14 protein-coding genes are annotated in these 12,988 nt (G+C 73.0%); 7 read left to right on the top strand and 7 right to left on the bottom strand.

The genetic code is table 11. From position 1 onward, the window contains the following. Positions 1–9 precede the first annotated feature (9 nt). Positions 10–900: an NAD(P)-dependent oxidoreductase gene (locus ACQ5SO_RS01805; protein WP_430939854.1), complete on the top strand. Its 891-nt coding sequence runs from the start codon at positions 10–12 to the stop codon at positions 898–900. 41 nt (positions 901–941) lie between these two features. On the opposite strand, the gene ACQ5SO_RS01800 is transcribed toward ACQ5SO_RS01805, so the two are convergent. Beyond that, positions 942–1,124, bottom strand: coding sequence for a DUF3008 family protein (locus ACQ5SO_RS01800; protein WP_430939853.1), 183 nt, complete (start codon positions 1,122–1,124; stop codon positions 942–944). A 119-nt stretch (positions 1,125–1,243) separates the two neighbouring features. Here ACQ5SO_RS01800 and ACQ5SO_RS01795 point away from each other — a divergent pair, with 119 nt between their 5' ends. Continuing rightward, a complete protein-coding gene (locus ACQ5SO_RS01795) occupies positions 1,244–2,176 on the top strand; it encodes a DMT family transporter (RefSeq protein WP_430939852.1) in 933 nt (310 codons plus the stop codon). A gap of 227 nt (positions 2,177–2,403) precedes the next feature. Here ACQ5SO_RS01795 and ACQ5SO_RS01790 read toward each other — a convergent pair whose 3' ends face one another. The 4 genes from ACQ5SO_RS01790 to ACQ5SO_RS01775 all read right to left on the bottom strand — a co-directional run bounded on the left by ACQ5SO_RS01790 (position 2,404) and on the right by ACQ5SO_RS01775 (position 6,199). After that, positions 2,404–3,261, bottom strand: coding sequence for an amidohydrolase family protein (locus ACQ5SO_RS01790; RefSeq protein WP_430939851.1), 858 nt, complete (start codon positions 3,259–3,261; stop codon positions 2,404–2,406). Continuing rightward, positions 3,261–4,400, bottom strand: coding sequence for a mandelate racemase/muconate lactonizing enzyme family protein (locus tag ACQ5SO_RS01785; RefSeq protein ID WP_430939850.1), 1,140 nt, complete (start codon positions 4,398–4,400; stop codon positions 3,261–3,263). The genes ACQ5SO_RS01790 and ACQ5SO_RS01785 overlap by 1 nt, the downstream gene beginning before the upstream one ends. Continuing rightward, on the bottom strand, positions 4,397–5,302 hold the full coding sequence (gene kdgD / locus ACQ5SO_RS01780) for a 5-dehydro-4-deoxyglucarate dehydratase (protein WP_430939849.1): 906 nt from the start codon (positions 5,300–5,302) through the stop codon (positions 4,397–4,399). Before kdgD ends, ACQ5SO_RS01785 begins: the two co-directional genes overlap by 4 nt. Positions 5,303–5,449: 147 nt before the next feature. Continuing rightward, positions 5,450–6,199 carry a FadR/GntR family transcriptional regulator gene (locus tag ACQ5SO_RS01775; protein WP_430939848.1) on the bottom strand — a complete coding sequence of 250 codons (750 nt, stop codon included), beginning with the start codon at positions 6,197–6,199 and terminating at the stop codon, positions 5,450–5,452. Positions 6,200–6,387: 188 nt separating this feature from the next. On the opposite strand from ACQ5SO_RS01775, the gene ACQ5SO_RS01770 reads away from it, so the two are divergent. The 5 genes from ACQ5SO_RS01770 (at position 6,388) to ACQ5SO_RS01750 (ending at position 11,130) form a co-directional block, all read left to right on the top strand. Next, complete coding sequence (locus ACQ5SO_RS01770; protein WP_430939847.1) at positions 6,388–7,182, top strand: NAD-dependent epimerase/dehydratase family protein; 795 nt, start codon at positions 6,388–6,390, stop codon at positions 7,180–7,182. Between the two features lie 243 nt (positions 7,183–7,425). Further along, complete coding sequence (locus ACQ5SO_RS01765) at positions 7,426–8,325, top strand: metal ABC transporter substrate-binding protein (protein WP_430939846.1); 900 nt, start codon at positions 7,426–7,428, stop codon at positions 8,323–8,325. Positions 8,326–8,336: 11 nt separating this feature from the next. Further along, the gene (locus ACQ5SO_RS01760; RefSeq protein WP_430939845.1) at positions 8,337–9,320 is read left to right on the top strand and encodes a manganese/iron ABC transporter ATP-binding protein; all 984 of its coding nucleotides are present in this window, start codon (positions 8,337–8,339) and stop codon (positions 9,318–9,320) included. Beyond that, complete coding sequence (locus ACQ5SO_RS01755; protein WP_430939844.1) at positions 9,317–10,267, top strand: metal ABC transporter permease; 951 nt, start codon at positions 9,317–9,319, stop codon at positions 10,265–10,267. The genes ACQ5SO_RS01760 and ACQ5SO_RS01755 overlap by 4 nt, the downstream gene beginning before the upstream one ends. Further along, on the top strand, positions 10,264–11,130 hold the full coding sequence (locus tag ACQ5SO_RS01750) for a metal ABC transporter permease (protein ID WP_430939843.1): 867 nt from the start codon (positions 10,264–10,266) through the stop codon (positions 11,128–11,130). Before ACQ5SO_RS01755 ends, ACQ5SO_RS01750 begins: the two co-directional genes overlap by 4 nt. Before the next feature lie 103 nt (positions 11,131–11,233). On the opposite strand, the gene ACQ5SO_RS01745 is transcribed toward ACQ5SO_RS01750, so the two are convergent. Together ACQ5SO_RS01745 and ACQ5SO_RS01740 are read right to left on the bottom strand one after the other, a co-directional pair. Beyond that, positions 11,234–12,100, bottom strand: coding sequence for a PhzF family phenazine biosynthesis protein (locus ACQ5SO_RS01745; RefSeq protein WP_430939842.1), 867 nt, complete (start codon positions 12,098–12,100; stop codon positions 11,234–11,236). A gap of 66 nt (positions 12,101–12,166) precedes the next feature. Next, positions 12,167–12,817 (bottom strand): alpha/beta fold hydrolase, encoded by a 651-nt coding sequence (locus ACQ5SO_RS01740; RefSeq protein WP_430939841.1) that lies wholly within the window; start codon positions 12,815–12,817, stop codon positions 12,167–12,169. Between the last annotated feature and the right edge of the window lie 171 nt (positions 12,818–12,988).

Below are 12,988 nucleotides of genomic sequence, written 5' to 3'. Positions count from 1 at the left end.
GGCTTCGTGATGACCCAACCCAAGATCGGCTTCATCGGCATCGGCCTGATGGGCTCGGCCATGGTGCTGCGCCTGCTGGACCGCGGCTATGCCGTCACGCTCTGCGCCAACCGCGCCCGCCCCCGGGTGGACGAATGCGTGGCGGCGGGGGCGGTCGAGGCCCCTGACGCCCGCGCGGCGGCGGAGGCGTCGGATATCGTGATGCTCTGCGTCGACACCTCGGCCAGCGTCGAGGCGCGGATGCGCGGGGAGCGCGGCGTGATCGCGGGGCTGGCCCCGGGGGCTACTGTCATTGATTTCGGCACCTCGCTGCCCTCCTCCACCCGCGCGCTGGGGGCGGAGGTCGCGGCGGCGGGGGGCGTCTATCTCGACGCCCCGCTGGGCCGCACCCCGTCGCATGGGCGGCAGGGCAAGCTCAACATCATGGCGGCGGGGGACGAGGGCGCCTTCGCCCGGGTCCGCCCGGTGCTCGAGGATCTCGGGGAGAACATCTTCCACCTCGGCCCCCTCGGGGCCGGGCACACGATCAAGCTGATGAACAACTTCTTCGCCATGACCTGCGCCACCGCGATGGCCGAGGCCTTCGCCACCTGCGACAAGGCGGGGGTGGACCGGCAGGCGCTGTACGACGTGCTGTCCGCCGGGCCGAACCATTCGGGGATGATGGATTTCGTGAAGGCGTACGCGGTGGACGGCGACCCGGCGCAGCTGGCCTTCTCGATCCGCAACGCGCGCAAGGATGTCGGCTATTACGCGCAGATGGCCGAGGAGGCGGGCGCGGCCTCGCTGCTGTCCCCGGCCACGAAGACGGCGCTGAACCTCGCGGTCGCGGGCGGGCGCGGGGACGACATGGTCCCGCAGATCACCGAGCTGTTCGCCGCGCTGGCGCCCGGGGACTGAGGCGAAGCGCCGCCGCCGCCCCCCTGCCCCCCGCCCCTCGGTCAGTCCGCGCGCTCGGGCAGGTCGTCATGGGGGGTGGAGGCGATCTCCTCCAGCTCCGCCTCGGTCATGTCCGCGTACATCCCGGCCGAGGCGCCCTGGAGCTCGCCGGGCTCCGCCTCGCCCCGTTTCGCCGCCAGCGCCGCGCCCGCGGCGCGCTGCTGGGCCTTAGACTGCGCTTTCATCGCATCCTCCTTCGCGGTGGGTCCATGCGATGAGGTAGGGCGGCGGGACGCAGAGTCGCCCCGGCCGCCTGAGCCCCCCGGCACGCCCCTCTCCGCCCGTCCCCGAAAGGACCGCCCCGATGGCCGACACCGCCGCCGCCCGCCAGGACCGCCCGCTTCTCGGGATCGGGATGACGCTGATGGCGTTCTTCACCTTCTCCTGCCTCGACAGCTCGGCCAAGTGGCTGGCGCTGGCGGGGGTCCCGGTGATCCAGATCGGCTTCATGCGCTACGCGGTGCATTTCGCCTTCTCGATGGGTCCGCGCGCGGCGAAGGGCGAGGGGCTGTCGGCCTTTCACTGCGCCCGCCCCGGGCTGACCGCGCTGCGCGGCGCGATGCTGATGACCTCGACCATCTGCAATTTCGTGGCGATCCAGTTCATCCCGCTGACGCTGACCGCGACGATCATGTTCCTCACCCCGATCATCGTCACCGCCCTCTCCGGCCCGGTGCTGGGCGAGAAGGTCGGGCCGTGGCGCTGGGGCGCGGTCGCGGCGGGGTTCATCGGCGTGCTGATCGCGGTGCGGCCCTTCGGGGCCGAGTTCCACTGGGCGGTCTTCGTCTCGCTCCTCGGGGCCACGGCCTTCGCCGTCTACGCGCTGCTGACGCGGATGCTGTCGGGGGTGGTGTCCCCCTCGGTCATGCAGCTCTATGGCGGGGCGGTGGGCACCTTCGCGCTGCTGCCGCTGGCGATCTGGGCGTGGGAGGCGCCGACCGAGCCGCTGCAATGGGTCCTGATGCTGGCCATCGGCTTCTTCGGCTGGTTCGGGCACGGGATCCTGACCCAGGCCTATTCCTATGCCGAGGCGAGCCTGCTGACCCCCTTCGCCTATGTGCAGATCGTGTTCCTGGGGTTCTGGAGCTGGACGGTGTTCGACACCGCCCCCGACGCCTGGATCCTGATGGGGGCGGCCATCGTCATCGCCGCGGGCCTGACCATCTGGACGCGCGAGCGGCGGCAGGCCAAGGCGGCGCGGCTGCGGGTGCTGGCGGCGGCGATGAAGAAGCCCTGAGGGAGACGGGCACGCCCCCTCGCCGCCCCGCGCCCGCCTTCACGCGCGCCCCGCCAGGCCGCCGCGCCTGGCGGGGCGCCGCCGCCGGCGCGCGGGCGCCGGGCGCGGCCCCCGCCGCCGCTTTCCGTTCCTGCGGCATCCGCCCCGTCCCCGGCCCTTGGGGCGGGGCGGATGCCGGGCGGCGGGCGCGGTGCTCACGGCGCGCCTGCCGCCCATCCCGGGGCCCCTCAGCCCGGCGGCGCCGGGAAACCGAACAGACGCGCCGGGTTCTCCGCCAGCATCAGCCGCCGCGCCCGGTCCGACCCCGCCCAGGCGCAGGCCAGCGCCAGCAGCTCGGCGTCATCCGGCGCCTGGCCGGTCCGGGCCGCAAGGTTGTGGGGCCAGTTGCTCCCCCACAGCAGCCGCTCGGGCGCATAGGCCGCGATGCTGCGGGCCAGCGCGCCCACATCCGCATAGGGCGGCCCTTCGCGCGAACTCTCGTAGGGCGCGGCGAACTTGAACCAGCAATTGCCCCGGTCGATCAGCGACAGGACCGCGGTTTCCTCGAGGCCCCCCGGCGCGGCCCCGGCGAAGAACTTGCCGTGGTGCTCGAGGATCCAGCGGCTCTCGAGCCGCCCCAGCAGCGCCAGCCGGTCGAGGATGGTCGAGCCGTCGAACTGCACCGCCAGCACCCAGCCCATCGCCGCCGCGCGGGCGTCCACCTCGGCCAGCCGGTCGAGCCCCACCGCCCCGCCGGGCAGGTCCATGATCCGCGCCCCGCGCACCCCGGCGCCGTGCAGCCGCTCCAGCTCCGCATCCGGGGTCTCGGGCGTGATCACCGCGACCCCCCGCGCGCAGTCGCCCATGGCCGCGAGGCAGGCGAGAAGGCTTTCATTGTCCGTCCCGTGCGCGTTGCCTTGGGTGACCACCACCCGCTCGACCCCCAGCCGGTCCATCACCGCCCGGTAGGCCCCCGGCGTCGGCAGCGGGTCCGCGGGGGCATTCGGCGCCCCCGGCGGCGGCGGGAACGCCGGCAGGTACATGTGGGTCTGCGCGTCCACCGCCCCGGGCGGGAGCGTGACGGGATATGCCGGCGCGCCCGCCATCAGGCCGGCGCGAAGCGCGCGAGCGCGTCGCGGTCGATCTCGATCCCGAGGCCGGGGCCGTCCGGGACCTGCACCCAGCCGCCCGAATGCTCGATGGGGGACGAGAGGATCGCCTGCCGGAACGGCATCTCGGTGCGGTCGAATTCGAGGATCGGGTCGATCCAGGCCTTGCGCACCGGGCTGGGCGGCAGGGCCGACAGCGCGTGCAAGCTGGCCGCGATCTGCACCCCGGTCCCCCAGACATGCGGGACCACCCGCACCCCGTCCATCTGCGCGAGGTCCACGATCCGCCGCATCTCGGTATAGCCGCCGCAGCCGCAGAGGTCGGGCTGCAGGATGTCCACCGCGCCTGCGTCCAGCGCCTGCCTGTGGGCATGGCGGCCCTGCCAGGTCTCGCCCCCCGCCACGGGGATCGGCTGCCCGGCGCGGACCTTCGCATAGGCCGACAGGTGCTCGGGCGTCACCGGCTCCTCGAACCAGTCGATGCCGAATTCGGCGGCGCGGCGGCCCAGCGCGCAGGCCTCGAGCACGTCATAGCCGTGGTTGGCGTCGATCATCAGCCGCATCTCGGGGCCGATGGCGTCGCGCACCGCGGCGATGACCTCGAGGTCTTCTTCCACGTCGAAGCCGATCTTGATCTTCATCGCGTGGAAGCCCGCCGCGCGGTGCTGGGCGGCCTCGGCGGCCATGTCGCTCACCCGCTCCACCCCCGCGCGCCGGAAGCCGCCGGTGGCATAGGCGCGGACCTTGTCGCGGAACCGCCCGCCGAGCAGCACCGACACCGGCGCGCCGAAGCGCTTGCCGCGGATGTCCCACAGCGCAACGTCGATGCCCGACAGCGCCGTCAGCGTCAGCCCCCGCTGCCCCTGGTCGCGCAGCGCGTTGTAGAGCGTGGCCCAGGCTTTTTCGGTTTCCAGCGCATCCATGCCCACGAGCCAATTGGCATAGGCTTCGACCACCGCCCTGTTCGGCCCGGCAGGACCGAGGCACTCGCCCCAACCCACGGTCCCGTCCTCGCACACCACCTCCACCAGCAGGTGCGTGCGGGTGTCGAACTGCATCGAGGCGCTTTCGAACGCGACCCCGAGCTTGTGCTGCAGCAGGTGGGTGCGGACCGCCTCGATCCGGGTCCCGCTCATCGCCGATGACCCTCGATCAGCGCCGAGAGCATCGCCTCTTCCGCCTCCGTCAGATCGGTGAGCGGCGCGCGCACGGGGCCTGCATCGAAGCCCTGCAGGCGCACGCCCGCCTTGATGGCGCTGACCGCATAGCCTTTCTGGCGGTTGCGGATCGCCATGAAGGGATAGAAGAAATCGCGCAGGATCGCCTCGCACCCCGCCCGGTCGCCGCCGCGCAGCTTGGCGTAGAAATCGCAGGCCAGCCCGGGGACGAAGTTGAACACCGCCGAGGAATAGGTGGTGAAGCCCGCGCCGAGATACGCCTCGGCGAAGAGCTCCGCCGTCGGCATCCCGCCGAGATACATCAGCCGGTCGCCCATCACGGCCGTGATCTGCCGCACGAGGCCGATATCCCCGGAGCCGTCCTTGAACCCCACCAGGTTCTCATGCCGCTCGCACAGGCGGGCGAGGGTGTCGGCCTGCAGGATGGCGTTGTCGCGGTTATAGACCATCACCCCGATGCCCACCGCCGAACAGACGGAGGAGACATGGGCGAAGAGCCCCTCCTGCGGGGCGTCGATCAGGTAATGGGGCAGCAGCAGGATGCCGTCGGCGCCGGCCTTCTCGGCCTCGCGCGCGATCTGGACCGCCATGGCCGTGCCATAGCCGCAGCCCGAGATGATCGGCGTATCCCCCGCGGCGGCCTTGGCGGCGCGCACGATCGAAGGGATCTCCGCGGGCGCGAGGCTGAAGAACTCGCCCGTGCCGCCCGCGGCGAAGAGAGCGGCGGCGGGGTAGCCCGCCAGCCATTCGACATGCTCCCGATACGGCCCTTCGGCGAAACCGCCATCCGCGCCGAAAGGCGTCACCGGGAAGGACAGCAGGCCCTGCCCCATCGCGGTCTTGAGCTGTTGCGGATCCATCGGCCGTTCCTCCCCTGCCGGGCGCGGGGTGTTCCCCTTGCGCGTCGGCGGGCAGGATGCAGGCGGCGGGCGCTGCCGTCAACAACTTGTATGACAAGTTTCGCGCAAGGCTTGCACGGCGGGCCGGGCCGGGCCGCGCGGCGACGATCAGACGCGCCGCAGCATCTCGCGGTAGCGCTGCTGGGAGCCGACCAGGTGGCGGCGCATGGCGGCCTTGGCGGCCTCCTCGTCGCCCGAGGCGATGGCCGCGGCGATGGCGCGGTGCTCGGCCAGGATCTGCGTCAGGTACGGCCGCGCCTCTTTCTGGCGGGCGTCGTCGACCATGCCCGCGCGGGGGATCGACCCGAGGCCGATCAGCTCCATGAACTGGGCGAAGCGGGGGTTGCCCGTCGCCTCGGCCACCGCGCGGTGGAAGACGTAGTCGGGTTCCAGCGACGGCTCCCCGCGCTCCACCACCCGCTCCATGGAGGAGCAGGCGGCGAAGATCGCGTCCTCCTGCGCCGGGCTGCGGCGACGGGCGGCGAGTGCGGCGGCCTCCACCTCCACCGCGGCGCGCAGCTCGAGCATCTCGATGATCGAGCCGATTTTCTCGGGGTCCACGTTCTGAAACGCGCCGTCCGCGGCGCGCCCGTCCGAAATCACGAACACCCCCGCCCCCTGGCGCGAGGCGACGAGACCCTCGGCGCGCAGGGAGGCCATCGCCTCGCGGACCACGGTGCGCGAGACGCCGTGGCTGCGGGTCAGCGCGGCTTCCGAGGGCAGCTTGTCGCCGACCTCGTACTCGCCCGCGCGGATCCGGCCGCCCAGCTCCTCGGCCAGCATCGCGGCGCGCTTGGGACGCGCGCGGGAAGGGTCCGCGGCGGCGTCGGGCGGGGTGCGGGGGTCGGTCTCGGTCACGTCGGCGCGCCTCTTCGTGCGGTGGGGCGGCGATGCGCGCCGTCCCGTCTCAAAATCGCCGCCTCCCCCGGCAGGCCCGTTCTACGGCCCCCCGCGCGCGAAGGGAATGACCCGCGCGTTGACCCGGCGCGTGCAACTCATCATACAAGATGGAACAAGTCGAGGCGAAGGAGGCGAGGAGGATGGCGATGCGCAGGCTTCTGATCACCGGCGCGGCGGGCACGCTGGGCCGCATGGCGCGGGCGCGGCTGGGGGGCCTCGCGGACGTGCTGCGCCTGTCGGACATCTCGGACCCCGGCGCCGCGGGTCCGGGCGAGGAGGTGAGGATCGGCGACCTCGCCGACGCCGCTTTCGTCAACGACCTGGTCGCGGGCTGCGACGGGATCGTGCATTTCGGCGGCATCTCGGTCGAGGACGACTTCTCGAAGATCCTCGGCGCCAACATCGTCGGGGTGAAGAACCTCTACGAGGCCGCGCGGCTGAACGGGCGGCCGCGGATCCTGTTCGCCTCCTCCAACCATGTCGTGGGGTTCCACCCGCAGACCGCCAAGCTCGATGCAACGGCCGAGATGCGTCCCGACGGCTGGTACGGCGTCTCCAAGGGCTATGGCGAGCTGGTGGCGAAGATGTACTGGGAGAAGGCGGGGGTGGAGACCGCCATCCTGCGCATCGGCTCGTGCCTGCCCGAGCCGGGGGACCGGCGGCAGCTCTCCACCTGGCTGTCCCACGACGATTTCGTGCAGTTCGCCGAGCGGGTGTTCGGCGCGCCCCGGCTGGGCTGCCCGGTGGTCTACGGCGCGTCCGCCAACGCCGCCTCCTGGTGGGACAACCGGGCGGCGGACCATCTCGGCTGGGCGCCGAAGGACGATGCCGAGGCGTATCGGGCGAAGGTCGAGGCCGCCGCCCCCCGCCCCGCCGCGGATGCGCCCGAGGCGGTGTACCAGGGCGGGGTGTTCACCGCCGATCCGATCTACCCGGACTGACGCCCCCGCCCCCCGGCGCCGGGCGCCCCGCGCCGCAAGCGCCCCGCCCGACGCGCCGCGCGGGCGCCCCGGTTCCGCCTGCGCGCCGCCGGACGCGCGGCCTGCTTGCGCCGCGTCCGCCCGGCGGCGCCCCAAGTTGCAAATGCGAATTATTCGCAAAGTCATTGACAGCGGCCTCCCCCCCTCCATAACTCTTGTGCAGATGCGAAACCCCAGTTCATGACCCCCAGACCGGGAGCCTCCATGCGCGCCGCCGCTCGCCTCGCCGCCCTGATCCTGCCCGCCGCCCTGCTCGGGGCCGCCCCCGCCGCGGCCGAGAAGCTGAAGGTCGTCACCACCTTCACGGTGCTGGCCGACATGGCCGCCAACGTCGCCGGAGACGCGGCCGAGGTGGTCTCAATCACCCGCCCGGGCGCCGAGGTGCATGGCTATCGCCCCACCCCGCGCGACATCCTGCGCGCCCATGACGCCGACCTGGTGCTGCGCAACGGGCTCAACCTCGAACAATGGTTCGAGAAATTCCTGCGCCAGCTCGGCGACAAGCCCTCGGCCGTCCTCTCCGAGGGCATCGACCCGATCCCGATCGGCGAGGGCGACTACGCGGGCAAGGCCAACCCCCATGGCTGGATGGGCCTCAGCAACGCCCTGATCTATATCGACAATATCGAGAAGGCCCTGGCCGAAGCCGACCCCGTCAACGCCGCGATCTACGCCGCCAACGCCGACGCCTATGCCGAGGCCCTGCGCGCTACCATCGAGCCCCTGCGCGCCCGCATCGCCGCGATCCCCGAGGCGCAGCGCATCCTCGTGACCTGCGAGGGCGCGTTCTCCTACCTCGCCCGCGATTTCGGGATGCAGGAGCTTTACCTCTGGCCGATGAACGCCGACCAGACCGGCACGCCGCAGCAGGTGCGCAAGGTGATCGACGGCATCCGCGAGACGGGCGCCCCGGCGGTGTTCTGCGAGAGCACCGTCAACACCGCCCCGGCCGAGCAGATCGCGCGCGAGACCGGGGCGCGCTATGGCGGGGTCCTCTATGTCGACAGCCTGACCGAGGCGGACGGACCCGCCCCCACCTATCTCGACCTGCTGCGCGTCACCGCGCAGACCGTGGCCGACGGGCTCGCCCCCGCCGCGGAATGATGGAGCAGCCGATGACCGACGCCGCGCAGGGGATCGAGGTCAGCGGCCTCCACGTCACCTACCGCAACGGGCACACCGCCCTGCGCGCCGCCACGATGACCGCCCCGGGCGGCTCGATCACCGCCCTCGTTGGCGTCAACGGCGCGGGCAAGTCCACCCTGTTCAAGGCGATCATGGGCTTCGTTCCCGCGGCCCGCGGCGAGGTCCGCGTGTTCGGCCTTCCCGTGAAGGCGGCCCTGCGCCGGAACCTCGTGGCTTACGTGCCCCAGGCCGAGGAGGTCGACTGGGCCTTCCCCGTGCTGGTCGAGGACGTGGTGATGATGGGCCGCTACGGCCACATGGGCTTTTTGCGCCGCCCCCGCGCCGCCGACCGCGCCGCGGTCGACGCCGCCCTCGCCCGCGTGAACATGCAGGACTTCCGCAAGCGCCAGATCGGAGAGCTGTCGGGCGGCCAGCGCAAGCGCGTGTTCCTCGCCCGCGCCCTCGCCCAGGACGCCCGCGCGATCCTGCTGGACGAGCCCTTCACCGGCGTCGACGTGAAGACCGAGGACCAGATCATCGCGCTTCTGAAGGCCCTGCGGGACGAGGGGAGGGTGATGCTGGTCTCGACCCACAATCTCGGCTCGGTGCCCGAGTTCTGCGACCGCACGGCGCTGATCAAGGGCACGGTGCTGGCCGAGGGCCGGACCGAGGACGTGTTCACCCGCGCCAACCTGGAAACCGCCTTCGGCGGCGTGCTGCGCCGCTTCACCATCGGCGGCCCGCGGCTGCACGATGATGACGACCCGCGCGAATTGCAGGTCATCACCGATGACGAGCGCCCGATCGTCCATTATGACGGCCGCTTCCGCCGCGCCCGCCCGGTCCCGGAAGCCCCCGGCGAGGCGCAGGCCCGCGCCAGCGCCGAGGCCGAGGACGCCGCCAGCGCCAATGACCGGGCCGACGACCGGGCCCGCGGCGCCCTGCCCCCGATGCAGGAGGGCCCCGGCGCATGAGCGGCTTCATCGAGCTGGCGCTCGAACCCTTCGGCTACGCCTACATGACCAACGCGATGCTGATCTCGGCCCTCGTGGGCGGGGTCTGCGCGTTCCTCTCGGCCTACCTGATGCTCAAGGGCTGGTCGCTGGTGGGCGACGCGCTCTCGCACTCCATCGTGCCGGGGGTGGCGGCGGCGTCGATGCTGGGCCTTCCCTTCGCGCTCGGCGCCTTCGTGGCGGGGGGCATGGCGGCGGGGGCGATGCTGTTCTTCCAAGCCCGCTCGGGCCTCAAGGAGGACGCGGTGATCGGGCTGATCTTCACCGCCTTCTTCGGGCTGGGGCTGTTCATGGTCTCGCTCAACCCCGTCGGGATCTCGGTCCAGACCATCACCATGGGCAACATCCTCGCCATCTCCCCGGGCGACGCGATGCAGCTTGCGGCCATCGGGCTGGTGTCGCTGGCGATCCTCGGGGCCAAGTGGAAGGACATGCTGGCGGTGTTCTTCGATGAAACCCACGCCCGCGCCGTCGGCCTGCGCCCGGGCCTGATGCGCGGGCTGTTCTTCGCGCTGCTGGCGGCCTGCACGGTGGCGGCGATGCAGACGGTGGGGGCGTTCCTGGTGATCGCCATGGTGGTGACGCCCGGCGCCACGGCCTACCTTCTGTGCGACCGCTTTCCCCGCCTCCTGGCCACCGCCATCGCCATCGGCGCCGGGTGCAGCTTCTTCGGCGCCTGGGCGAGCTATTACCTCAACGGCGCCACCGGGGGCGTGATCGTCAGCTTCCAGACGCTGCTGTTCCTGCTGGCCTTCGTCTTCGCCCCGAAGCACGGGATGCTGGCCGCCCGCCGCCGCGCCGCCGCGGCGCTGGCCGCGGAAGACGCCGAGGCGGGCCGCGAGGCGGGCGCCGCCGCCCTGCCCCGCCTCCCCCATGGCCTTCACACCGGCGAGGGAGGCGCGGCATGAGCCTGGACGAGCTCCTCCTCCCCCTCCAGTTCGCCTTCATGCAGAACGCGCTGCTGATCGGGGCCATCGTCGCGGTCCCGACGGCGATGCTGAGCTGCTTTCTCGTCCTCAAGGGCTGGTCGCTGATGGGCGACGCGGTCAGCCACGCGATCCTGCCCGGCGTGGTGGTGGCGCATGTGCTGGGCCTGCCGCTGCTGGTCGGCGCCTTCGCCGCGGGGATGGGCTGCGCGCTGCTGACCGGGTTCCTGTCGGCCAATTCCCGCGTCAAGCAGGACACGGTGATGGGCGTGGTGTTCTCGGGCATGTTCGGGGTCGGCATCGTGATGTTTGCGGCCGTGGAGACGGATGTGCATCTGGACCACATCCTGTTCGGCGACATGCTGGGCATCACCCCCGAGGCGCTGCGCACGGCGGCGGTGATCTCGGCCGTCACCGGCGCGGTGCTGCTGGCCAAGTGGAAGGACTTCCTGCTCCACGCCTTCGATCCGGCGCAGGCGCAGGCCTGCGGGCTGAACGGGGCGTGGCTGCATTACGGGATGCTGACGCTGCTGTCGCTGACCATCGTGGCGGTGCTCAGCTCGGTGGGGCTGATCCTCGCCGTCGCGCTGCTGATCGCGCCGGGGGCCATCGGGTTCCTGACCGCGCGGCGCTTCGCGGGCATGATGATGGTGGCGAGCGGCGCGACGCTGGCGGCGATGCTGGGGGGGGCTTACCTCAGCTTCTGGCTCGACAGCGCGCCGGCGCCGACGGTGGTGCTGCTGCTGACGGGGATGTTCCTGGCGGCCTTCGCGGCGCGGATGCGGGCGAACCGGCGCGCCTCGGCGAAGACCGGCGCGGCGGCGGCGGACCCCGCCGCCGCCTGAGCGCAAAACGGGCCGCGGCGCCCTCCGCGCCGCGGCCCTCTCCGGCGGGATCGGTGGGCGGGCGCCGGCCCGGACGCCGCCGCCCCGCCCCGCCGGGATCCCGTCAGCCCGCGATGGTCCGCGCCGCCCCGGCGACGCGCAGCCCGGCGCCCTTCGGCCCGTCCAGCGAGACGGTCAGGCGCGACTTCGCGCCCATGTCCTCGCCCTGCACGATCTCGATCTCTCCGCCCTCCAGCAGGCCCGCGTCGCGCAGCCAGCCGCCCAGCGCGGCGGCGGCGGCGCCGGTGGCCGGGTCCTCGAGCACCCCGCCGATGGCGAAGGCGTTGCGCGAATGGAAGCGCCGCGGCCCCTCGGCCCACAGGAGGCTGATGGTGGTCAGCCCGAGGCCGCGCATGAACGCCGCCCCGGCGGCGAGGTCGTAATCCATCGCCGCCAGCCGCGCCCGGTCCTTCAGGATCAGCACCAGGTGGTCGTTCCCGGCATTGGCGATCACCGGCGCCGGCCCCTCCACCAGGTCCGCGCGCGACAGGCCGAACAGCGCCAGCGCCGCGGCCACGTCCTGCGGGGCGGCGTAGCGGTGGCCGCTGGGCGGCGAGATCAGCGCCGCCTCGACGCCGCCCGCCACCGCCCGTCCCTCGACCGAGATGTCGCCGCCATTGATCCGCAGCGGGAAGGTCCCGTCCCCCTCCTGCGCCGCCAGCGCCGCGCCCAGCGCGATGGTGGCATGGCCGCAGAACGGCACCTCCGCCTCGGGCGAGAAATAGCGCACCCGCCAGCGGTCCCCCTCCGGCATCGCGAAGGCGGTTTCGGAGTAGCCGACGGCGGCGGCGATCCTTTGCATCTCCGCCTCGGGCGGCATGGCGTCGGCGATCAGCACCCCGGCGGGGTTGCCGCCCTTTCCGGCGTCCGCGAAGGCGGCGATGCGGGAGAGGGCGGCGGGAATGGCGGCGGCGGTCATGGCGGCGGTCATGGCGGTGATCCTTTGGGAAATGTTCTGGGTGAGGTGGCGTGTGCGGCAGGGATGTTGAAGCGGGCCTCAGCAGATCGGGGCGCCGCGCGGGGCGGAGGCGGCGGCGGCGAGCCCGCCGCGGAACGCCGCCAGCCCGTCGAGGCAGGCGCCGCCGGAGCGGACCATGAACCCGTCGACCCGCTCCGGCGCCCCGGCCAGCAGGCGCATCCCCAGCGCGGCGGAGGGGGCGAAGGCGAGGATGCCGAACCGCCCCAGCCCCAGCGCATCGGCGAGCAGCGTCAGCCGCCGCGCGCCCTCGGCCAGGCGCGCGTCCCCCTGCCCTCCGCTCGAAGCGACGGCGGAGGCGAAGGGCGTGTCGGGCGCGATGACGTGGTGGGTGCGCGCCAGGCGCGGCAGCAGGCGGCGGATCTCGGCCGCCGTCCCCGCGCCGCCGAGCAGCAGCAGCGCCGGGGCGCCGGGATCGCCCGCCTCGCGCCAGGACAGGCGCGCGCCGCCGATCTCGGCCCAATGATGCGCGGCGTGATGCGCGGCCTCCTGCGAAGCCGGGGCGTAGGCGGCTGCGATCGGGCGGAGCGCCCCGCCGGGCGCGCCCGCCAGGGAGGGCGCGGCCCGCTCCGCCGCCGCGGCGACGGGCGGCAACGGGGCGGCGAGGCTGACCGGCGCCAGCACGGCGGCGGGCGCAAGGGCGAGGGCGGCGGCGACGGGACGGCGGCTCATGGCGGGTCTCTCCGGGGTCAGGACGGGTGAACGGGGCGGCGCAGGGCGAGGGCATGCGCACCCCGCCCCGGCCGGGGGGGGGGGGGGGGGGGGGGGGGAGAAAGGAGAACACCCCAACCAGCCAACAAAACACTTACTCTCCCCCCCCACACTCCCCCTCACTACTCCCTC

This window comes from Rhodovulum sp. DZ06 (assembly GCF_050586345.1).
Classification (GTDB): Bacteria; Pseudomonadota; Alphaproteobacteria; order Rhodobacterales; family Rhodobacteraceae; genus JBOCEF01.
This window is presented reverse-complemented; position numbering and strand designations above follow the sequence as displayed.

Coding starts and splice junctions, on each gene's coding strand:
- ACQ5SO_RS01805 (WP_430939854.1), top strand. CDS start 10: ATGACCCAACCCAAGATCGGCTTCATCGGCATCGGCCTGATGGGCTCG.
- ACQ5SO_RS01800 (WP_430939853.1), bottom strand. CDS start 1,124: ATGAAAGCGCAGTCTAAGGCCCAGCAGCGCGCCGCGGGCGCGGCGCTG.
- ACQ5SO_RS01795 (WP_430939852.1), top strand. CDS start 1,244: ATGGCCGACACCGCCGCCGCCCGCCAGGACCGCCCGCTTCTCGGGATC.
- ACQ5SO_RS01790 (WP_430939851.1), bottom strand. CDS start 3,261: ATGGCGGGCGCGCCGGCATATCCCGTCACGCTCCCGCCCGGGGCGGTG.
- ACQ5SO_RS01785 (WP_430939850.1), bottom strand. CDS start 4,400: ATGAGCGGGACCCGGATCGAGGCGGTCCGCACCCACCTGCTGCAGCAC.
- kdgD (WP_430939849.1), bottom strand. CDS start 5,302: ATGGATCCGCAACAGCTCAAGACCGCGATGGGGCAGGGCCTGCTGTCC.
- ACQ5SO_RS01770 (WP_430939847.1), top strand. CDS start 6,388: ATGCGCAGGCTTCTGATCACCGGCGCGGCGGGCACGCTGGGCCGCATG.
- ACQ5SO_RS01765 (WP_430939846.1), top strand. CDS start 7,426: ATGCGCGCCGCCGCTCGCCTCGCCGCCCTGATCCTGCCCGCCGCCCTG.
- ACQ5SO_RS01760 (WP_430939845.1), top strand. CDS start 8,337: ATGACCGACGCCGCGCAGGGGATCGAGGTCAGCGGCCTCCACGTCACC.
- ACQ5SO_RS01755 (WP_430939844.1), top strand. CDS start 9,317: ATGAGCGGCTTCATCGAGCTGGCGCTCGAACCCTTCGGCTACGCCTAC.
- ACQ5SO_RS01750 (WP_430939843.1), top strand. CDS start 10,264: ATGAGCCTGGACGAGCTCCTCCTCCCCCTCCAGTTCGCCTTCATGCAG.
- ACQ5SO_RS01745 (WP_430939842.1), bottom strand. CDS start 12,100: ATGACCGCCGCCATGACCGCCGCCGCCATTCCCGCCGCCCTCTCCCGC.
- ACQ5SO_RS01740 (WP_430939841.1), bottom strand. CDS start 12,817: ATGAGCCGCCGTCCCGTCGCCGCCGCCCTCGCCCTTGCGCCCGCCGCC.